A 22,148-nucleotide genomic window follows, 5' to 3' on the forward strand; every position below is an offset into this window, starting at 1 on the left:
CAAAAAATTACGTTCACGAAGAGCTTACACCATTCTTATTTGTGGTAAATCTATTAATACATGATTATTTTAAACTTCATTGATAGAAAATTACGCACCAATATTTCAGCGCTCTCATCTCAAGCTACAAAGAAGCTAATAATTCATTTTCTTCTTTGATTCTTAAATAAAGACATATGCTATAGGGAACTATGAAAACCATTATCGTTAACCAAGCATGAAATAATAGGGTTATCCCTATTAACTCAGGAACAATGTTTAAGAAATAATTTGGATGTTTAATATATTTAAACACCCAACTAGTATTTAACACATGATTTTCAGCAAAAATTAATTTAACTGTCCAGTATTCCCCTAATGATTTAATCACTACGATTAATACGATAAATGACACTATTAACAGAAATAATCCAATATAACTAATTATATCTATTTTTACGCTCGTGATTATACCTTCAAAAAAAGAACAAAAATAAAATAAAGTATGCAAAATTACTAGTTGTTTGGATACTTTTTTACCATACTCCATCGCGCCTGTCTCTAATAATTTCTTTTCATGACGTTTAGAAATAAAAAGCACTCCTATTCTGAATAAAGCTATAACAAAAAATAGTACGTACATGATTATATTCATATTCAACACAAATGATTGAAGAAAAAATTCAAGCAATTCGTAAAGAACATTAACATTATGGCTATAGAAGAATGACACAAAAATTAAAACGACGTGGATACAAAGTAAATAAAAAGAAAGTACAGCGATTAATTCAAAAGCTACAGTTACAAGTCAACGCATTTACCAAGAAATCTAGGAAATATAATTCATATAAGGGAACCGTTGGGAAAGTAGCTAAAAACTTGATTCATCGAAGATTCAATACTTCGGGCTCTCATGAAAAAATCACGACGGATACAACTGAATTTAAATACTATAAAACAGACGACGCGGGCATTCTTCGACAGAAAAAACCATATTTAGATCCGTTTATGGATATGTATAACAGTGAAATTCTAAGCTACAACCTTTCTGCTCAACCAAACGGTAAAACAGTTATAGCCGGGTTAGTAGAAGTAATTTCTCAAACAAATGATTGTCCCTATCGCCGCACCTTCCACTCTGATCAAGGCTGGGCTTATCAAATGAACACCTATGTACAAACATTATATGTAAATAAAAAATTAGAGTAGTTTCTAATAGTTTTCATTTATAAAAACAAAAGTGAACCATTAACCTATTAGTAACAATGTTAATGGTTCACTTTGCTGAAGAAAATTCGTCTCACAACTCAGGCTACTCCATTTCATAATTTAATTAAGTAACTTATTGATCTAACTTTAAAAATACTAACGATTGAGCCACAGCTTTCTCTGATGCATGACTCTCCATATTTAATTGATATCCATGTCCCACCTCAACTTTTGAATCAAAGAACAAAGTTTGAGTTGGAACTTTAAATTCTTCTAGCCTAGCTACATAGTTTTTAGCTTGTTTAGTAAAAGTATTCGTATTTCCATCTGTAATAAATATCGGTGGAAATTTTTCACTGATATAATTATTTAAATTTAGAAGCTGACCTAAATGCTTGTCTTGTTTCCAATTTTTCTCGCCAGTCAATCCCCAACCCATTTTAGAAACCACATAATTACTTAGTATATTACCATCAAAGTTTTGAAATTCTGATAAATCAAATACAGCACTATATAAAAGTAGACTTTTATATAGTGTATTTTTTACTGGCTGAATTTCAATTTTTTTTGCATAACTATCATCATGGTAAGCTGATAACAATTGTAACGCTAAAAAACCTCCTGCTGACGAGCCAGCTAAACTAATTTCATTTTCGTTTATTGAAAATTGTTCAGCATTCTCAACAATAAATTTGACCGCTTCATTCACTTGCCTAATTTGGTCAAATACTGTAGCCTTCGGCGCAAGATTGTAATTAATACTTACAAAAATATATTCTTCATTGGAAAGTGTGGGACCAAAATATTTTGCCATCTCTTTTTCGCCTTTAAAGAAACCACCACCATGAATAAATAAAATTACAGGAGCCGACTCTTTCAACTTTTTCGGTGAATAAATATCTAATGTGCTTTCCAAATATTCATTTGAATACGTAATATTTTTTTTAACACTAATATTATCTTCAATTTCTCTGTAATTAGATGGCTTTGTTAAATTTGCTTCAACAGGTATCGCCTTAACAGCTGCAAATAAAGGCTTAGGAGTGAAAAATAATATGGTAAAAAAAGATAAAATACTAATCAAAATAATTACTGATACACCTAATGCTATTTTTTTCATAAAAAACTCTCCTTTATTTTCAAAATACTCAAAGCCATATTATTTTTCCACTCTATTTTTATCTTTAAATGATAGATCTCTTTCTTTTAAACTTTGGTATTTGGGTCAACTAAATCATTGTCTTCTATATTTACTCTTGTCTTTTAACATGTTTAATTATACATAACTTAGCTTTCATGTCTAGTGAACGATAAACATACTCTCTTTAATCATTAGCTTTATACTTATTAAAACACTTCATATTAATGGTTTAACATTAATTATTTTATATATATTAGCTACTAATTTATAATTTATAGTTTATAGTTGTTCCATAACTGAATCCCTTCTCTATTACTTATAAGCCTATCACATTCATTGAATGGTAATTACATATAGAAATGATAAATCAATGTTTGAAGTATTAACAATTATTGTCATTAATTTGTGTATTATTTTGAAAAACCTAACTAATTTTTAAAAGTTAATTAGTACTGCCAATACTATATTTTATTCATACCAATCTATTGGTATGAGTTTTAAATCAGTATGCCAGTCTTCAATAACCGAAGCTTTGAAATTATGATTATCATATAGTTTAGCGTGATCAACTACAATTACTTGAAGTTGGTTCGATAAAGAATTTACTTTGTTATACATGAAATCATACATTTTTGTAAATATTTCCCTATCAGTGTCTTTACCTTCTGTCTTTGAAGGGAAATTTACTTGGGAAGGATGATCCATGAATAGAAACCTAGGTACAAGACGTTTACTTTGAGTGAAATATTTTTGTAACGCAAAATAAGCTATTAAGTGAACTCCAACCCAATTTGATCCACTTCCATGTTGTTGTAATTGTACTAGGCAGTCAGTTTTATCAACAACAGCCGTTACTTTATTCATATCTAGTCTATGTGGATTAGATGAATGTTCTAGATCTAATTCTTTTGCCTCTGATCATATCACTTGAAATACGTAATAAAGCTGATTGTTTTCGTTCTTCAATAGAATCTTTATCTAATAAAACATGAATTTCTTCTAATCTTAAATTCAGTGTTTTGATTTTTATCTCTATATTACTTGAGTTTTCTTCATCAGTTAAACTTTCTAACCATAAGCTAATTCTACCTACAACCTTTTCCTTTCTAGAGTGTAGTTCTATAAGCGTTTTAGCTCTATTATTGTGATGATAAATACCATCAATCTCTGATTTAATATTTTGAATTTCTTCTAGATGTTTTTGCCTAATATTCTCTAATTCATCAATATAATTACGAAGTTTTAATTTTTTCTACTTACATTTTTATATTTTCATCTAATTTTTTATTTTCCCATTAGTAAAAGGACATTCATATCTTTCTATATCACCGCTACCAGCACCGTACCCAATATGTGATTCTTCATTTGAAAAAATTAATTTAGTTCTCATGTTGTACTATCCTCACATAAAATTTACTTAATTATATCAAATACCTATAAAGAAAAAGAGAGTTCTTATTTTTATAGTAAATTATACATTATATTGAAATATATAAATTTCGCTGAACAGTTCTACTATAAAACAAATTCTATCAATCAACTATCAAGAACTTGGGTTGCCTCCCAAACTGTGATTCATTCAAGGAACCTACTGACAAACTATCACAGGAGTGTGTTGACTTAAATATTCTCATGAACTATATTCTTGTTGGAAAATAGAAAAAGATATCGCCATATACGATACCTTTTCAGAAGTGTGCTAAAATTTACTGCCAATATAATTTAACTTAGAATTGATTCAATTTATTTTTACATGGCGATAAAATGTTGTTATATTAAAATTTTCATATCCAGAATTTACAGTAGATGTTTCTAGTACTCTTTTTCTAGATAAAAAACAATTTTTAACAATTTTTTTTAATGATAATTTTTCTCAAAAAAAACATCTATGCTTAATCATACATAAACCAAGCTTTGTAGCTAAAAATCTCTGGTAGAAAACACCAAAAAAGCGACAATTTCGTCGCTTTTGGTAGCATTTTGGAAAACTGACAGTAAAAACGGTGGCTTATTCTCCTGAATTTTTGTTGATTTAACCCGCTTTTACTGAGTTTTCCAATCATCGGCGGTACATCTTAAACTCAAGAAACAAATCATTATAAATCCCCAAATATTTCGCCCCTAAATCTTCATAAACTTCTAAATGCTTAATCACTTCATCACTTGGATAAAACTGTTCATCACTAGAAATTTCCTCAGGTAATAATTTTTTCGCTGCCTTATTTGGGGTGGAATACCCAATGTATTCTGCATTTTGAGCAGCATTTTCAGGTCGCAACATGAAATTGATAAATTCGTAGGAGCCTTTAATATTTTTTGCTGTTTTAGGAATCACGATATTATCAAACCACAAATTAGATCCTTCTGATGGTATCACATAATGAAGATGTTCATTGCCATCAAGCATTTCAGCTGCTTCACCAGAAAACGTTACAGCTGCCGCACTTTCTTCGTTGATCATGTACATTTTGATTTCATCTGCAACAATTGCTTTTACATTAGTTGTTAGTTTGTTCAATTTATCCGTTGCTTTGCGCAACTCTTGATTATTTTTGCTGTTTAATGAATATCCCATACTGTTTAAGGATAGTCCTAATACTTCACGAGCACCATCAATCAACATCACATTATCTTTCAATGCTGGTTTCCACAAATCGTCCCAATGCTTGATTTGATCTTCGCCAATAAATTTATCATTGTAAATGATCCCTAATGTTCCCCAAAAATAAGGAATCGAATAGTTATTTTGCGGATCAAAATCTAAATTTAAAAAACGTTCATCGATATTTTCTAATCCTTTTAGTTTCTTATGATCGATCGGCAATAGCATTTTTTCTTTCATCATTTTTTGGATCATATATTCAGAAGGAATCGTGATATCGTACGCCGTACCACCTTGCTGGATTTTCGTAAACATGGCTTCATTCGAGTCAAATGTTTCATAATTGACCTTATAACCTGACTCTTTTTCAAATTTACGTAATAAATCAGGATCAATATAATCGCCCCAATTATAAATCGTCAAGGTATCAGCACCCGCCATACCGCTGGCTTTTTCTAATTGACGAACTCCGAAAAATAAAATCAGTATGATCGCTAAAATGCCGATAAGCAAAGATTGTAGTTTTTTCATTTAAGGTTAGCCACCTCACTTTGTTCACGACGCATTTTTTTCATACGTTTGGACGTATTATCTTGGCTGATAAAATAGTAGCCGATCACTAAAATCATAGAGAAAATAAATACTAAGGCACTTAGCGCATTGATTTCTAGACTAATTCCTTGTCTCGCTCTAGAATAAATTTCAACTGAAAGTGTTGAGAATCCATTTCCAGTAACGAAAAAGGTCACGGCAAAATCATCTAGTGAGTAGGTAAATGCCATAAAATAACCTGCAATAATACCTGGTGATAAAAATGGCAAGATAATATTTTTGATTACTTGTACATTATTGGCCCCAAGATCACGAGCTGCATCCACCATCGAGTCATTCATTTCTTGTAATTTTGGTAGCACCATCAAGACGACGATCGGAATACTAAAGGCAATATGAGACAATAATACACTGGCAAAACCTAAGCTAATAAAGCCAACTGCTGTAAAAAAGATCAAAAAACTGGCACCAATAATGACATCCGGAGATACGAGCAAAATATTATTAAAACTCATCAAAGCTGTTCTAGTTTTTCTACGTCTTGTGTAATAAATTCCCATCGCCCCAAATGTGCCGATGATCGTAGCTAATAGCGCCGATAAAAAAGCCAACAAGAACGTATTCAACACAATGATCAATAAGCGTGTATCGTCAAAAACAGCCGCATAATTTGCAAGTGTGAATCCCGTAAATTTATTCATCGTATCTGTATCATTGAATGAGTAGAAAATCAGATAGAAAATCGGTGCATACAATAAAGCAAAAACGATGATCAGATATAGATAAGACCATTTAAATTTTTTCTTTGTCATTTCACCCGCCCCTTTTTCTTCTTCTCACCTGTCAACAGCATCACAACAAACATTGCCACAATCAAAATCACACCAATTGTTGAGCCCATGCCCCAGTTTTGTGTCACCATAAAGTGTTCTTCAATAGCTGTACCTAATGTGATAACACGGTTTCCACCAATCAAACGAGTCAACATGAATAAGGATAGTGAGGGAATAAAAACTGCTTGAACGCCACTTTTTACCCCATTCAATGAAAGTGGAAAAATCACTCGCTGAAAGGTTTCAACACTGTTAGCCCCAAGATCACGGCTAGCGCTGATCAGCGAAGGATTGAGTTCTTCTAGCGCATTAAAGATTGGTAAAATCATAAATGGAATTTCAATATAGGTTGCGACAAATAGAAAACTAAAATCTGTAAATAAAATTTGATGCGGACCAATTCCAAGAAAACTTAAGAACTGGTTCACATTTCCATGAATGCTAAAGATCCCAATAAAAGCATAAGCTTTCAGTAAGAGATTCACCCATGTTGGCAAAATAACCAACATCAACCACAATTGCTTATGCTTTAACTTTGTTAAAAAGTAAGCAGTTGGATAACTGATCAAAAACGTAAACAACGTGATCAAAAAAGCATACCAAACTGAATTAAGTGTCATACTCAAATAAGTGCCTGACGTAAAGTATGTTTGATAATTGTCTAAAGTAAACTGGCCGTTCATATCAAAGAAAGATTGATAGATAATCATCAAAACAGGCGCAATCACAAACAATAATAGCCACATCATATAAGGAATTGAATAAATCCGACGCATTGTTTTCATTATTATTCCTCCTATTCTTCGTAGCTTTCTAAACGAGCATCAAAATCTTCCTCTGACTCATTGAAACGCATAACATGGATATCTTCAGGTTCAAAAAAAAGTCCAACTTTAGCACCTTCTGTTGCTTTTCGAGTTGAATGGACCATCCACTCATTGTGATCTTCATCATGACAGATGATTTCATAGTGAACCCCACGGAATAATTGCGTATCGACAGTTACAACTAATTTTCCTTTGTCTGCTGTCGTAATCGTCAGGTCTTCCGGACGTAACATTATCTCAACTGGTTCTGCTTGGCGCATCCCGCCATCCACACATTCAAAACGTTTGCCGACAAATTCAACTAAATTATCTTCGATCATTGTGCCGTTGACAATATTGCTTTCTCCCACAAAATCTGCCACGAAATGATTGATTGGTTCATCATAAATATCTACAGGCGTACCACTTTGCACGATGTGTCCTTTGTTCATGACAAAAATTTCATCACTCATTGCCAAAGCTTCTTCTTGATCATGTGTAACAAAAATAAACGTAATTCCTAAACGTTGCTGCAATTCACGTAATTCATATTGCATATCTGTCCGCAACTTCAAATCCAATGCAGATAAAGGCTCATCTAGAAGCAAGACTTTGGGTTCATTGACGATGGCACGGGCAATCGCTACACGTTGGCGCTGACCACCAGACATCTCACTGATTTCACGCGTTTCATAACCTGGTAACTGAACCATCCGCAAAGCATCTTTCACTTTCTTTTCAATTTCTTTCTTCTGTATCTTTTTGATTTTTAACCCAAATGCTACATTATCAAACACATTCATATGAGGAAACAAAGCATAATCTTGAAAGACAGTATTCACTTGACGTTTATTGGCTGGAATATCATTGATTCTTTGTCCATCAAAATAAATATCCCCTTCCGTCGCATCTACAAAACCAGCTAAAATCCGTAAAATCGTTGTTTTCCCGCAACCAGAAGGTCCTAGCAATGTATAAAATTTTCCTTGTTCAATTTCAAAACTAACGTTTTTTAGAACTTTTTCATCATCATATTGTTTTACAACGTTTTCAAACGTAATAATATTTTTCTTCACCCGCTGATACCTCCGTTTTAAAAATGTAATGGACTCGTTTTACCTTGAATGAAAAATAGGAAAATACGAGGGTGGCGCTTTTAGCCACAATCTGATTTTCTCTTTTTTCCGAAAGCCAAGTCTAAAAAATTAAATGCTATAAATAGGACTCCGTAGCAACGATCAATATCCGACTTTTTCCTTTTGAATGGTTGATCAACTGATGACGTTCCTTCGCTTGATAGTACATTGCTTCGCCTTTCTTAGCAGTGTACGTTGTTTCCCCTAATATCAATGAAACAGAACCGTCGATCACATAGATAAACGTTTCAGATAATGAGGGTTCAAATGTCTTATACTGACCATTCTTGTCAAATGTCAAAACAATCGGTTCCATCTCTTTTTCGTTTGATTCTGGAATCAGCCATTTTAGTTCATAACCATTCTCTTCATCATAATAAAGTGTACTGTCTTCCTCTTTATATACAATTTTTTGAGCTAGCGTCCGCTCACTAAAAAATTGTTCTGGCGTGATGCCTAATACTTCTAAAATATTAAAAAATGTCTCCATTGAAGGCGAGCTTAAATCACGTTCCAACTGAGAAATATACCCTTTTGTTAAATCTGTTCGTTCACCTAATTCTTCTTGTGTTAAGTTTTTTTGTACACGTAAGTTCCGCAGCTTCTCACCAATTTCCATTTGACCACCCCATTTCAATCTATTAAAAACACATAAAAGTTTGCTCATACTAAACTAAAAGTTTAATTTTACCTTTTCTAGTATACGAATTTTTCAAAAAATAGCAACAAATTTTAGTAATAAAGTTTGATTTTTTTATATTTATCTCATACTTTTATACTAGCATTGATTGACTTATTTTGACAAAATAAAAAAGCATCTGTTATTCAGACACTTCTTTATTTTCTATAGATCGTATCATTCTTTTTTTACTGAGCTTCAACGGGATGAAATAATTTACCAACAGCGCAATCCCCATGCCGATAAAACTGTCAACCACTCTGGCAAATGCATATCCGTAAGACTGATCCGCTGGAATCATAAATACGATCGTTAACAAGGTTGCACAGGCGCCGACCGTTCCTTCATGGTACCCAAGACTCGCAAGTAGTGCAATCATCAACGTAATGATAACTGGAATAAAAATCAACTGGACAAGCTCTGTTCTGCCTAACCAGTTAAATACAGCAATTACTGCAATCGACATAATTGCCCCCATCACGTTTCCTATGATTCGATGCTTGCCATATTTTAGCGTATTCTCCATATCTTCTCGCAGTGTAAAAACCGTTGTAATCGCTGCTACTACATAAGTTTCCCGCTTTAATAAAATACTCACTAGAATACAAAAAAAGACACTTAACCCCGTTTTAAATGTTCGCATACCAATCTTAAATTTCAACAAACTGAATTCCTTTCACTTTTAGCAAAAACATGACTAATTTTTTTCTTATTGTCCAATAAAAAATCTCATCTTCTATTCTACCCCATTTTTCTTCTATTAAGAAGAGTTCTTCAAGAAGAATTTGCTAAAGATAAAAAGAGAATATGTTATGATAGTAGCAATAAAAGAAAAGTTGTTTGTCTTCGTTCAAATTGTACTTTGAAGCATGCTAAAAAGTATAATCACAAGGAACGTTGTGACGTACATGACAAAGGAGGATATTTATGGATATGTTTTGGGGATTTCGTGTAAAAAAAGAAGCTGAAACGATCACTAGTGCAGTAGAAAAAATAGCACTTACTGATTTATCTGAAGGAGAGGTATTGGTCAAAGTTGCCTACTCTTCGGTTAATTATAAAGATTCACTCGCGGTAAAAGAAAATGGGGGTGTCATTCGTGATTATCCCATGATTCCTGGAATTGATTTAAGTGGGACTATTTTGTCATCCCAAGATGAGCGTTTTAAAGAAGGCCAAAATGTTTTAGTAACAGGTTATGGTTTAGGCGTAACTCATACTGGTGGTTTCTCTGAAATCGCTCGAGTATCTGGAGATTGGATCGTTCCTCTACCAAACGAATTAAGCTTAAAAGACGCTATGATTTTTGGAACAGCTGGTTTCACCGCTGCATTGTCTGTTCAAGCGTTAGAAAATAATGGACTCGCTCAAAATAAAGAAGCAAAAATTTTAGTTACAGGCGCATCTGGCGGTGTTGGAAGTTTAGCAATTGCCATGTTAAAACAACTTGGTTATAAAAATATCGTAGCGTTGAGTCGGAAAAAAGCAGCAATTGCGCCTTTGAAAAAAATTGGCGCATCTGAAGTGCTTTTATTAGAAGAATTCATGCCTGAAAAAATCAAGCCATTAGCAAGACAAACTGTGGATTTTGTCATCGACACTGTTGGAGGTGAAGTAACAAGCGTCTTGTTAGCTCAACTTAGCTATGGCGGAAGTATTGCTATCTGTGGAAATGCTGCTGGAATCAAGTTAAACACAACGGTTTTACCCTTTATTTTAAGAGGGACCAATCTATTAGGCATCGATTCAGTCAATGTTCCAATGCCCCAACGTTTAGCTATTTGGCAACGTCTAGCAACTGATTTGAATGTAAGCCATCATGAACTAGTAAATGAAATAACGATAGATGAACTGCCTCAAACTTTAGAACAGCTGCAAGCCGGCACCCATAGTGGACGAACAATCATCAAAATGAACTAAAGGAGTAACGATAAATGAATATTTTAATCACAGCAGGAGGAACGTCAGAAAAAATCGATAATGTGCGTTCTATAACCAATCATTCGACTGGACGTCTTGGAAAAATAATTGGCGAAACCTTTTTAGCAAAAGGACATTTCGTAACATACGTAACCACTCCTCGAGCAGTCCGACCTACTAATGAAACAAATTTGACCCTTATTGAAATTGAAACAACAAAAGAATTAGAATCAGCATTACTCGATCAGTTTGAGCACCAAACATTTGATGGAATCATTCATAGCATGGCTGTTAGTGATTTTACTACTGAAACAACATTGTCAGAAGAAACTTTTATTGAAAAACTTGCAACTACATTAACAAAAGATGATGCCTTATCCGATCTAACCAAATTGACAGAGGCTCTTTACCTTAGTTTAGATGAAATTGGCAAAACGATTCAACAAGAAAAGAAAATTCCTTCTGGAACAGATCGCCTCTTGCTTTTTTTGAAGAAAAACCCTAAAATAATTGCAATGCTTAGAGAAAAACAACCCCAAGCAGTGCTTGTAGGATTCAAATTGTTAGTTGGCGTTTCCACAGAAGAATTAATTCAAGTTGGTCAAACAATCTTAGCGAAAAACAACTGTGACTTTGTACTAGCTAATGATCTTGAGAAGATTAAAGGCGACCAACATCAAGGAATCTTGATCGATACACAAGGACAAACGGAGACAGCTCAGACAAAAAATGAGATCGCTCAACTAATCGTTTCTAAAATTGAAGAAAAATGGAGGATGCAATGATGAAAACAATCTTATTGGGGATTTCCGGCAGTATATCGGCATATAAAGCCGCAGATATTACCAGTCAATTCACAAAATTAGGCTACAATGTCGATGTAATCATGACGACCAACAGCACGAAATTTATCACCCCATTGACACTGCAGTCTTTATCTAAAAATCCTGTTCATACAGATGTCATGGAAGAAATAACACCTGATAAGATCAACCATATCGAATTAGCAAAAAAGGCCGATCTTTTCTTAGTCGCTCCAGCTTCTGCTAATATTATAGCCAAATTAGCTAATGGTATTGCAGATGATATGCTTTCTACTGTTGCGTTAGCGTTAAAAGAAGAAGTACCTAAATTTATCGCTCCTGCAATGAATACTTATATGTATCAAAATCCTATCACGCAACGAAATTTAACAACACTCAAAGAAGTTGGGTATCATGAAATCGATCCACGGGAAGCCTTATTAGCTTGTGGTGATTTTGGGCGCGGTGCCCTTGCAACAGTTGAGGAGATTGTCGCTAAGATCAATGACATTTTAGCGAAATAATTTTGAGGAGTCATTTATGAAAAATACTAAAACCTTTACATTAACTGCTATGTTTTTAGCGATTCTAATTCTACTATCTGCAGTTCCTTTTTTAGGATTTATTCCAATCGGACCGATCAATGCGACAACCATGCACATTCCAGTGATTATCGCATCCATTGTCTTAGGCCCAAGAATCGGTGCGTTTTTAGGCGGCGTCTTTGGTATCATCAGTATGATCCGCAGCACGATTGTTTTGTCGCCATTGTCCTTTGTTTTCTCTCCGTTTATTCCTGTAATCGGAACTGATCAAGGTAGTTGGAAAGCAATTATTGTTGCTCTAGTTCCACGAATTTTAATCGGTATTGTGCCTTATTTTGTTTTTATGGGTTTAAAAAAACTGACAAAAAATAAACCTAGTTCACAACCTGTTAGTTTGTTTATTGCAGGTTTTCTTGGTTCCGTTACAAATACGATCCTCGTGATGAACTTGATTTATTTCCTATTTAAAGATTCTTATGCACAAAGTATTGGCGCAAGCGGTGCCGCAATTTATACAGGTATTTTGACCGTAATTTTTACCAGCGGCGTTGTGGAAGCGATCGTTGCAGCTATTGCCACGGTTGGCGTCGCTTCTGTATTATTGCGCTTAGTGAAAAAAAATGCCACACAAAAATTGTAATGATAGTGAAAAAGCATGTAGAAAGACTGACAAAAGTCTCTTTACATGCTTTTTATTTTGAATCAACAACAAATACTGCTTAGCCAAATAAATCATCTACAATAGATTTTCCCTCAATAATATTCCATTGATCTAAACATTCTGAACCAAATCCTCTTAAACAACCAATGTCACGAGCTTCAATCATTTTTTATACTTCGTGCGCTTTCGCGAGGTCAAATTCTCCATTCACAATCACACCAATTAGATTGTCTACTTCATTAAATTGATAGTCTATTTTTTGATGTATTTGTTCAGATGCTCTAGCTTTTGCTTCAATTTTCTTCTGTCGTTTATCCCACTCATTTCCTATCGGTTTTATCCAAGACAAATTCATCCTCGACAAATCAAATGTTCCTGAAACAGGATTCCATGCTGCGCCTTTTTCAACTTCTGCTAGTCCAGCATCTAAATTTGCCAGCTGTGCTTCGAATTCTGAAAACAAATTTTGGGAGGTTGTATTGAATTCATACAACTTCTGCAGTTTTTCTTTGTTCTTTTGAATCGAACTTTGCACGCCTAGATACCGTTGTTTCATCCGTGGATTAGGTACTTTTTCTTTGTCCATCGTACGTACCATATTTTGCAGTATAGCCTGCCCTTGTGCAAGCTCTGCTTTTAATTGTTCTTCGATCACATCACACGTGTCTACCGAGGACTGAAACTCTTTGGGAAATTTACTGTGCGCTTCAATTAATGCCTCACAGGCCAGTATAAACCCATTTGCTAATATCGGATAGACTGCTGAGAAATAGACTTTCGCTGAATCATACGTTTTACTAGAAAGTGGTGCATTCATAAATGCATCGACACTATTCTTTAATGTTCCGCAAAATTGAATGTATTCATTTGCCATTTGTTTTGCAGCAGCACTTTGTCCATTTACTTCATCTATGTAAAAATCAATGCCCATAGCGGTCATCCTCCACTCTTTCTATATCAGAAAACAGCTGTGCTCTTTGAATGTATAATTCCTCTTCTTTGTCTCTTAATTGCACTTCCTCACTTACCAAACGTTCTGCTATATCTTCTAAACGTTGGCGCTCATATTGATGTATGCGATTAGCCTCATCATCTAATTTTATAAAATGACCTGTATATTGCGAGCCTTCATTGTTAAAAATCAAAGCTTGGTAATATTGTTGTTCCTGTTGATGAATCGAAAAATAATCTGCTTCCAACTCTTCTAATTCCTGAATCTCTCGGCATTTTTCTTCTTGCTCAAGATTCACCTGTCGTAACTGCTGATTAATTTTTAGTTCTTTTTCTTTTACACTCATCAGCTTCTGCCACCTCCAAGAGATGAAGAAAATCGTTGTAAGTCAAAAGGTTGTTTGATTGTTTGATCGATCAAACTGAATTCTTGTGCTTTTGAATGAATATGATTACCGTCACGAGTAATCGCATTTGCTATACGCTGCCCTCGACTATGAATACTTGTTAAGCTATTTTGGGCATTATTATTTCCACTTAAGGTGGTGTGTTCAGCTTCACATGTCGTTTTATTCACGGAAGAAAAACCACGGACAGTATGATTAAACTGCGCTGAAATAACTCCTGCCACAGTTAGGCTGCTTTTGGTTTCCGACATATTTCAACCCCCTTTCCCCTATTTTTACATTTTCGTCTCCCTAAACTCCTTAACATCATTTTGCCACATTAATGTGTCTTATAGTTATCAAATTTTTCTTTTAGACGAAAAAAAATTGCAAATCTGAGACTTGCAATTACTATTTTTCAAAATATAAACGCTCCATTTCATCAAGTATCTTAGATTAAACTAAAAGAACTTGTCCATAAATCTGACAAGTTCTTAGAAATACTATGATTTAACATAGGTTACTTTGTTTGCCAACTCACTTGCTGCAAACTGATTCACTTCAAAAAAGACTTTGATCATTTTTTCATTCTTTAAACGAATCACGATATGGGGTGACTTACGAAATGAGATAAAACTTGTACTGATCCCAGCTAGATTCCAGTTACTTGTAATTGTAAAATAGCGTATATCTTCGTACATTAATACTTTCTTTCGATTAAAATGAACCAGCTCTAAGCCATTTTCATACAAATACAACCCATCTTTTCTAAAGATAAATTGAAAAATCGATAATACAGCAAAAATCGTTCCACCTATTAACCCCATTTGCATACCGAGTCGATCGACATCAGTAAAAATAATCAACCCAAAACATAGGATTACTGGTAATAAAAAGAACACACCCAACATGATTCCTCTGCGATATGCATCGGAATATAACCTTCCCAACTCCATTTCTTTTCTCCTTTATTCTTTATTTGTACCTCTTTTATCGTATCATTTTTGAGTAGGTTGAAAAAGGATGAATTTGTTGACATATTCGCTCATTTAAGAATGAGCTATTTTAATTTTACTCAAAAAAACAGGAAAAAACTTAAAAGTAAGTTATTCCCTGTTCCTTCTCATCAGATTAATGATATTGGTTAATTTTTATCCTTTTTCCTTTGTTCCAGATTTACCAATATTACTGTCGCTAACATTGCCAACCCAATAAATACGGCTGAATTTGATAATGCTTCTCCTGCCTTTGGAAAATCTGGTTTCCCCGGGACTTCTTTTTCTGGTACAACAGGTACCTCGGGTTTATCTGGCGGATTGATGTGGTCATCCACTACCGCTATGTTTTTGATTTGTTGACCTAAAACGGCTTCTTTATTAATTTTGACTTTGAATACGATGGAACGGGTTTTCGTGTCGCTGATTCTTGGGTATTCGGCGACTACTTTTCCATTTTTTACCGTTAAACTTGTCGGTTTTGGCTCATCGCCTTCACTTTTGATACTATTTTCTACGTAGGTCAACCCTTTTGGTAAATTGTCTGTGACGGTGACTTGATTCAAGACACCATTTTTTACTGTATTGCGGAAACTGATGCGGTATTCAAGCTCTTCACCGATTTTAACGGTCTTTTTATTGACTGTTTTCTCGCTTTCTAGTTTCCCTAGCGGTTGTTCTGGTGTTACGGGTACTTCGGGTTCATCAGGTGGGTTCGTGTGATCATCGATTTTGGCTTTGTTGATGATGGGTTGGCCAACTACTGCTTCTTCGTTGATCGTCACTTTGAACACGATGGAACGGGTTTTTGTATCGCTGATTGTTGGATATTCAGCGGTTAATTTGCCCTCTTTTACCGTTAAGCTTGTCAGTTTTGGCTCATCGCCCTCACTTTTCACACTGTTTTCTACATAGGTTACGCCTTTTGGTAGGGTATCCGTGACGGTGACTTGGTTTAAAATACCATTAGTGATTTTGTTACGGAAGGTGATACGATATTCGATTTCTTCACCGATTTTTGGTGCTTGGTTATTGACTGTTTTCGTACTTTCTAATTCCCCCGGTGTTTCTACTGGCGTCACTGGCACTTCTGGCTCATCGGGTGGATTTGTGTGGTCATCGATTTTGGCTTTGTTGATGATCGGTTGTCCAACTACGGCTTCTTCGTTGACGGTCACTTTGAACACGATGGAGCGTGTTTTGGTATCGCTGATTTTTGGGTATTCTGCGACTAGTTTGCCATTTGTCATGGTTAAGCTTGTCGGTTTTGGCTCATCGCCCTCACTGGTTAAACTACCTTCCACATACGTTACACCTTTTGGTAACACATCGGTGACGGTGACTTGGTTTAAAACACCTTTTGCTATTTTGTTATTGAAATTGATTCGATATTCGATTTCATCCCCGATTTTTGGTGATTGGTTATTAACTGTTTTCGTACTTTCTAATTCGCCAGGGGTTTCTATTGGTGTCACTGGGACTTCTGGTTCATCTGGCGGATTTGTGTGGTCATCGATTTTGGCTTTGTTGATGATTGGCTGTCCGATAACGGCTTCTTCGTTGACGGTCACTTTGAATACGATTGAACGAATGTTAGTGTCGCTGATTTTCGGGTATTCTGCGACCAACTGGCCATTTGTTATGGTTAAGCTTGTTGGTTTGGGATCAGCGCCTTCACTGGTCAAGCTGCCTTCTACGTACGTTACTCCTTTTGGTAGAGTATCGGTGACTGTGACTTGGTTTAGGACACCATTCGGGATTTTATTGTTGAAATGAATTCGATATTCGATTTCATCTCCGATTTTTGGTGATTGATTGTTCACCGTTTTCGTACTTTCTAGTTCTCCTGGTGTTTCGACTGGTGTTACAGGTACTTCTGGTTCGTTCGGTGGATTCGTATGATCGTCGATTTTGGCTTTGTTTACGATTGGTTCACCGACTTTTGCCTCTTCGTTGACTTTGACTTTAAAGACAATCGAACGGATTTTGTTATCACTGATTTTTGGGTATTCAGCGATTAGTTTGCCATTTTCCATCGTTAAACTTGTTGGTTTGGGATCATCGCCTTCGCTTGTTACACTGCCTTCTACGTACGTTACGCCTTTTGGTAGCGTGTCGGTCACGGTGACTTGGTTTATGACACCATTTGTAACGTTGTTGCGGAAGGTAATGCGGTATTCGATCTCATCACCGATTTTTGGTGCTTGATCGTTTACTGATTTAGTAACGTCCAATTGTCCGGGTGTTTCGACTGGGACAACTGGGATTTCAGGCTCATCGGGCGGATTGACATGATCGTCAACGGTGATCTTATTCACGATTTTTTGCCCAACAATGGCTTCTTCGTTGACTTTGACTTTAAAGACAATCGTACGTACTGTTGTGTCTTGGATTTTTGGGTATTCCGCAATGACTTTACCATTCGCCATCGTTAAACTTGTTGGCTGCGGATCAGCACCTTCGCTGGTTAAGCTGCCTTCTACATAGGTCATGCCTTTTGGTAAATTGTCGGTAACTGTCACTTGGTTTAAGACGCCATTGGTAATTTTATTACGGAAAGACAAGCGATATTCCACTTCGTCCCCAATTTTCGGTGATTGGTTATTTACCGATTTAGTGCTTTCTAATTCACCGGGCGTTTCGACTGGTGTGACGGGCACTTCGGGTTCATCCGGTGGATTGGTGTGATCATCGATGATCGCTTGATTGACGATTGGTTGTCCGACTACCGCTTCTTCGTTCACGCGGACTTTGAACACAACAGAGCGGACGGTATTGTCGTCGATTTTTGGGTATTCAGCGGTCATTTTGCCATTTTCCATGATCAAACTCGTTGGCTTCGGATCAGCGCCTTCACTGGTTAGGCTACCTTCTACATAGGTCACCCCTTTTGGTAAGGTGTCGGTCACAGTGACTTGATCAATTACACCATTCGTGACTTTGTTACGGAAACTAATACGATATTCGATTTCATCTCCGATTTTTGGTGCTTGATGATTGACTGATTTCGTTACGTCTAATTGTCCCGGTGTTACAACGGGTGTGACGGGCACTTCTGGTTCGTCAGGCGGATTGGTATGATCATCAATTTTCGCTTTATTGACGATCGGTTGTCCGACTACCGCTTCCGCATTTACGGTAACTTTGAAACTAATCGTTCGTATGGTTGTATCCTTGATTTCAGGATATTCAGCGACTAGTTGGCCATTTTCCATGGTTAAACTTGTGGGCTGTGGATCAGCGCCTTCACTAGCTAAACTTCCGTCTACATACGTCAATCCTTTTGGTAGCGTGTCGGTCACGGTGACTTGGTTTAGGACACCGTTCGTGATTTTATTACGGAACGTGATGCGATACTCGATTTCGTCACCAATTTTCGGTGCTTGATTATTCACTGATTTGCTACTTTCCAATTCGCCTGGTGTGATGACTGGCACGATCGGCACTTCGGGTTCATCGGGCGGATTGGTGTGATCATCAATTTTGGCTTTATTGACGATTGCTTCGCCAATTTTTGCTTCATCGTTGACCTTGACTTTGAAAACGATCGAACGGACTTTAGTGTCATTGATCATACCGTATTCAGCAGTCAATTGACCATTTTCCATGGTTAAGCTTGTTGGCTTTGGATCGTCTCCTTCACTGGTCAAGCTACCTTCTACGTAGGTTACGCCTTTTGGCAAAGTATCCGTAACGGTAACTTGGTTTAAAACACCGTTCGTGATTTTATTTCTGAAGGTAATGCGGTATTCAACCTCATCCCCAATTTTTGGTGATTGATCATTGACTGATTTTGTGACGTCTAAGCGACCAGGCGTTTCGACTGGTGTGACGGGAATTTCTGGTTCATCGGGCGGATTGACATGGTCATCAACGGTGATTTTGTTCACGATTTTTTGCCCAACAATGGCTTCTTCATTGACTTTGACTTTAAATACAATAGTTCGTAATGTTGTATCTTGAATTTTTGGGTATTCTGCAACGACTTTGCCGTCCGTCATAGTTAGGCTTGTTGGTTGCGGGTCAGCGCCTTCGCTGGTTAAACTGCCGTCTACATAGGTCATGCCTTTTGGTAAAGTATCCGTCACTGTGACTTGATTTAAGACACCATTCGGAATTTTATTACGAAAAGACAAACGATATTCCACTTCGTCGCCAATTTTTGGTGATTGGTTGTTGACGGATTTGGTACTTTCTAATTCTCCCGGTGTTTCTATTGGTGTTACTGGCACTTCTGGTTCATCGGGCGGATTTGTGTGATCATCGATCGTTGCTTTGTTGATGATCGGTTGTCCGACTACTGCTTCTTCATTGACACGAACTTTAAAGGAAATGGTGCGTGTTTCGGTATCGGCGATTTTTGGGTATTCCGCAGTTACTTGGTCCTTTACAACGGTTAATGTGGTAGGTTTTGGATCAGGCCCTGTGCTTGTGACACTGTTTTCGATGTAGGTTAGCCCTTTTGGTAAAGTATCGGTCACGGTCACTTGATTTAAAATACCCTTTGATACGGTGTTTTTAAATTGAATCGTGTATTCTATTTCGTCGCCGATTTTTGGCGATTGATTGTTGACTGTTTTTGAGCTTTCTAGTTTGCCGACAAGTTCTTCTGGGGCGATTTTTACCTCTACGATATTTGATGTGTTCTCGATCATCGTATTTGTGGCAGAATCTACGCCTTGGAATGTGGCACTATTTGGAATCAGTTCTTCTCCTTTGGCTGTATCATTGATTTTTGCTTGAAATTCGTAGACAGTTTCTGCAGTCGTTCCTTTGTAGCTACCGCCTTGTGTAGCGTTGGCGCCCTCTCCTACACGAAACGTGATTGCACGATCGGCTGCTGTGTATTCGCCTTGGTCATCGCCTGTGGCATCTGTTTTATTGCCAGCATTTGGACCACTTACGATGGATAAGCTGCCGGGTACATAATCTAGACGGCTATCTAATTGGTCTTTAGAAAGACTGTTGACCGCTTCCGTGTTTTCTTTGGTATTTTTGAGATGGACACGATAAGTTACGGTGTCCCCGATTTTATACGTTTCTTTTGGATTTATAATTTCTTTTGTGACTTCAAGTTCGGGTGTTTCCGCATTGATTGAAAAACCGATCGCGTTGGTTGAGTAATCATCTCCGCTACTGGTTGTTTTAAAGTTAATTTGTTGCTGACCATTGGTAATAATGCCTTCAGGTAAAGTTTGACGGTCAACATCAATATCTAAAAAGTTGGGAAAGCCAGGATTAAATTGACCCGGATATTTATCCACCATGTGCTCATTATTATCAGAAACGGTTCCGTTCATGACATTACCGACTGGGTTGATTGTATTGCTGATATTGACCCAAGAGCCTGCACTATTTTGGATTTGAGCATTGTCACCTGTAAAGGCTTTGTCTCCTTGAACGGTAAACCACGTCACGATTGGGTTTAATTTTCCTTGTTTAGAGGTTAAAAATTCTTTCATGACAAATTCATTGTTGGTTCCTGCTTTATTTCCTCTCGCTCCATAGTAAACGTTGAACGCACGAGATCTTTTGGCTTGGTCCTTGGTCACGATAAATAAACTCCAACCACTAAAGTTAAAACTTTGAGATTTGCCTTGTAGAAAATCGGTCATTGGAATATCTGCTAATGTATATGCGCCAGTCGCACTTTTGTCTCCTTGAAGAATTGAGGTCACATCTGCAAAGTTAGAAAAGCCCGTATTATTAAACCCGAAACCTTGCCCAGGATTGGTAGCATCTTGATCAATTCGATGATATCTTTGTGGTGCAACACGGGTTACTGTTCCATTGGGTGTGGTTAATTGAACAGGAGCACTGATTTCATCATCGGTCATATTCGTCGCTGTAGCTGGGCCTTTAAATCGGGATGCACTCCAAAATAAGCCTGCCCATGCGACTTCTTTGGCACCATCTAAATCGATGTAGGCTTTACTTGAGTTATAGGTCGTTGGATCGCCATCGACATCCGCAAATTTCAACTGAAAATTATTGATTGCTTGACCACTACTTGGGGCTCTGGTATTCAAAAAAGCGCTCGCTGTCGCTTCGTTTACAGGGGTTAAGTTGGTATTTCCTGTAGAGAATAATTCCCCTTTGTGGATACTTTTATAAATTGGCTTATCAAAGCCACGGCCTGGCGTTGGCGCAATTCTTGGTCCGATTGCTTGGGCTCTCGGTGTAGCTTGATTGTTTTCTTCTGAAGTCGTTGCTGCTGATTCTTCTGGTGCAGCAGCAATTGTTGACTCTTCTGATTCGGATTCTGCTACTTCTGCGTCAGATTCTTTTTCTTGTAATGATGTACTGCTCGTTTCTTGTTCGTTATTTGGCAGTGTTAGGGTGATGTCCCCTACTTTTTCATCTGCCTGATTTATTTCAACGGCAAGCTGATGGTTTGTTTCATCTGTTTGCTCGGCACTTATTGTCAGATGTTTAGTGGTATGAGGTTGGATCGTGGTGATGGTTAGTTCTGTCCCCTCATCTTGATTTTCTTTTTGGTCAAACTGGATCGTTTGATCGTCGGGCGCCACCAATTGGTCGTCGCTTTTTAGGGTTGTTGCGTCGAATTTTACTGGTGAGTCATTTTGGTTCTTTTGTTTCAGGACTACGTGATCGATTGGTTGATCGCTTTTGTTGGTTACTTCGTAGTTTACGTCGATTAATTTGTTGTTCGTTTCATTTTTCTTGGTGTCGGCTTTGATGTATAAGGTTTCTGAGTCGAAGATAGTCTCTTCTGGTTTGGTCAATCCTTCTGCAAACACACTGGCGGTGGGTAACAAGTTGGCGATCACCAACATCAAAACGGCTAAATAATTCAGGGAAATTCTGTGCACTTTATTCATTTATATCTTACCTCCTATACTTTTACTATAGTATGGCTAAATAAATAATTCAAAAATATCGGGCTGAACTATTAGTTTTTTCTCATAGCTGGAGTTCGGGTTTTTTTG

Annotated in this window: 17 protein-coding genes and 2 pseudogenes; 5 read left to right on the top strand and 14 right to left on the bottom strand. The window is 36.6% G+C overall.

The window, feature by feature from the left end:
• Positions 1 to 124 precede the first annotated feature (124 nt).
• Positions 125 to 622: an isoprenylcysteine carboxylmethyltransferase family protein gene (locus IGJ02_RS10665; protein WP_430601960.1), complete on the bottom strand. Its 498-nt coding sequence runs from the start codon at positions 620 to 622 to the stop codon at positions 125 to 127.
• Between the two features lie 20 nt (positions 623 to 642).
• Here IGJ02_RS10665 and IGJ02_RS10670 point away from each other — a divergent pair.
• Positions 643 to 1,152: pseudogene (locus IGJ02_RS10670) on the top strand (IS3 family transposase); the annotation flags it as partial.
• A 169-nt stretch (positions 1,153 to 1,321) separates the two neighbouring features.
• Here IGJ02_RS10670 and IGJ02_RS10675 read toward each other — a convergent pair.
• The 8 genes and pseudogenes from IGJ02_RS10675 to IGJ02_RS10710 form a co-directional block, all read right to left on the bottom strand.
• Positions 1,322 to 2,308, bottom strand: a complete 987-nt coding sequence (locus tag IGJ02_RS10675; protein ID WP_430601961.1) for an alpha/beta hydrolase — start codon at positions 2,306 to 2,308, stop codon at positions 1,322 to 1,324.
• Between the two features lie 489 nt (positions 2,309 to 2,797).
• Positions 2,798 to 3,229: pseudogene (locus tag IGJ02_RS10680) on the bottom strand (DUF3732 domain-containing protein); the annotation flags it as partial.
• A gap of 1,159 nt (positions 3,230 to 4,388) precedes the next feature.
• Positions 4,389 to 5,462: an ABC transporter substrate-binding protein gene (locus tag IGJ02_RS10685; protein ID WP_430601962.1), complete on the bottom strand. Its 1,074-nt coding sequence runs from the start codon at positions 5,460 to 5,462 to the stop codon at positions 4,389 to 4,391.
• The gene (locus tag IGJ02_RS10690) at positions 5,459 to 6,295 is read right to left on the bottom strand and encodes an ABC transporter permease (protein WP_430601963.1); all 837 of its coding nucleotides are present in this window, start codon (positions 6,293 to 6,295) and stop codon (positions 5,459 to 5,461) included. Before IGJ02_RS10690 ends, IGJ02_RS10685 begins: the two co-directional genes overlap by 4 nt.
• Complete coding sequence (locus tag IGJ02_RS10695; protein WP_010763234.1) at positions 6,292 to 7,101, bottom strand: ABC transporter permease; 810 nt, start codon at positions 7,099 to 7,101, stop codon at positions 6,292 to 6,294. Before IGJ02_RS10695 ends, IGJ02_RS10690 begins: the two co-directional genes overlap by 4 nt.
• 11 nt (positions 7,102 to 7,112) lie before the next feature.
• Complete coding sequence (locus IGJ02_RS10700; protein ID WP_430601964.1) at positions 7,113 to 8,198, bottom strand: ABC transporter ATP-binding protein; 1,086 nt, start codon at positions 8,196 to 8,198, stop codon at positions 7,113 to 7,115.
• A 136-nt stretch (positions 8,199 to 8,334) separates the two neighbouring features.
• Entirely contained in the window at positions 8,335 to 8,877 is a 543-nt protein-coding gene (locus IGJ02_RS10705; RefSeq protein WP_010763232.1) for a helix-turn-helix domain-containing protein, read from the bottom strand.
• A gap of 202 nt (positions 8,878 to 9,079) precedes the next feature.
• Positions 9,080 to 9,598 (bottom strand): FUSC family protein, encoded by a 519-nt coding sequence (locus tag IGJ02_RS10710; protein ID WP_430601965.1) that lies wholly within the window; start codon positions 9,596 to 9,598, stop codon positions 9,080 to 9,082.
• A 266-nt stretch (positions 9,599 to 9,864) separates the two neighbouring features.
• On the opposite strand from IGJ02_RS10710, the gene IGJ02_RS10715 reads away from it, so the two are divergent.
• From IGJ02_RS10715 to IGJ02_RS10730, 4 genes are read left to right on the top strand one after another with little or no spacing between them, the layout of a single operon-like run.
• Positions 9,865 to 10,857 carry an oxidoreductase gene (locus IGJ02_RS10715; RefSeq protein WP_430601966.1) on the top strand — a complete coding sequence of 331 codons (993 nt, stop codon included), beginning with the start codon at positions 9,865 to 9,867 and terminating at the stop codon, positions 10,855 to 10,857.
• Positions 10,858 to 10,871: 14 nt separating this feature from the next.
• On the top strand, positions 10,872 to 11,642 hold the full coding sequence (gene coaB / locus IGJ02_RS10720) for a phosphopantothenate--cysteine ligase (protein ID WP_430601967.1): 771 nt from the start codon (positions 10,872 to 10,874) through the stop codon (positions 11,640 to 11,642).
• Positions 11,642 to 12,184 carry a phosphopantothenoylcysteine decarboxylase gene (gene coaC / locus IGJ02_RS10725; RefSeq protein WP_034682632.1) on the top strand — a complete coding sequence of 181 codons (543 nt, stop codon included), beginning with the start codon at positions 11,642 to 11,644 and terminating at the stop codon, positions 12,182 to 12,184. Before coaB ends, coaC begins: the two co-directional genes overlap by 1 nt.
• A gap of 16 nt (positions 12,185 to 12,200) precedes the next feature.
• On the top strand, positions 12,201 to 12,845 hold the full coding sequence (locus tag IGJ02_RS10730) for an ECF transporter S component (RefSeq protein ID WP_430601968.1): 645 nt from the start codon (positions 12,201 to 12,203) through the stop codon (positions 12,843 to 12,845).
• A 190-nt stretch (positions 12,846 to 13,035) separates the two neighbouring features.
• Here the strand turns inward: IGJ02_RS10730 and IGJ02_RS10735 are convergent, their stop codons facing one another.
• The 5 genes from IGJ02_RS10735 to IGJ02_RS10755 all read right to left on the bottom strand — a co-directional run bounded on the left by IGJ02_RS10735 (position 13,036) and on the right by IGJ02_RS10755 (position 22,040).
• Positions 13,036 to 13,797, bottom strand: coding sequence for a T7SS effector LXG polymorphic toxin (locus IGJ02_RS10735; RefSeq protein ID WP_430601969.1), 762 nt, complete (start codon positions 13,795 to 13,797; stop codon positions 13,036 to 13,038).
• Entirely contained in the window at positions 13,787 to 14,164 is a 378-nt protein-coding gene (locus tag IGJ02_RS10740) for a DUF3958 family protein (protein ID WP_430601970.1), read from the bottom strand. The genes IGJ02_RS10735 and IGJ02_RS10740 overlap by 11 nt, the downstream gene beginning before the upstream one ends.
• Positions 14,164 to 14,475 (bottom strand): TIGR04197 family type VII secretion effector, encoded by a 312-nt coding sequence (locus tag IGJ02_RS10745; RefSeq protein WP_430601971.1) that lies wholly within the window; start codon positions 14,473 to 14,475, stop codon positions 14,164 to 14,166. Before IGJ02_RS10745 ends, IGJ02_RS10740 begins: the two co-directional genes overlap by 1 nt.
• A gap of 231 nt (positions 14,476 to 14,706) precedes the next feature.
• Positions 14,707 to 15,159 carry a hypothetical protein gene (locus tag IGJ02_RS10750; RefSeq protein WP_430601972.1) on the bottom strand — a complete coding sequence of 151 codons (453 nt, stop codon included), beginning with the start codon at positions 15,157 to 15,159 and terminating at the stop codon, positions 14,707 to 14,709.
• Positions 15,160 to 15,347: 188 nt separating this feature from the next.
• On the bottom strand, positions 15,348 to 22,040 hold the full coding sequence (locus IGJ02_RS10755) for an isopeptide-forming domain-containing fimbrial protein (RefSeq protein ID WP_430601973.1): 6,693 nt from the start codon (positions 22,038 to 22,040) through the stop codon (positions 15,348 to 15,350).
• Positions 22,041 to 22,148: the final 108 nt, after the last annotated feature.

This window comes from Enterococcus sp. DIV0724b (assembly GCF_050531475.1).
GTDB classification, from domain to species: Bacteria; Bacillota; Bacilli; order Lactobacillales; family Enterococcaceae; genus Enterococcus_L; species Enterococcus_L haemoperoxidus.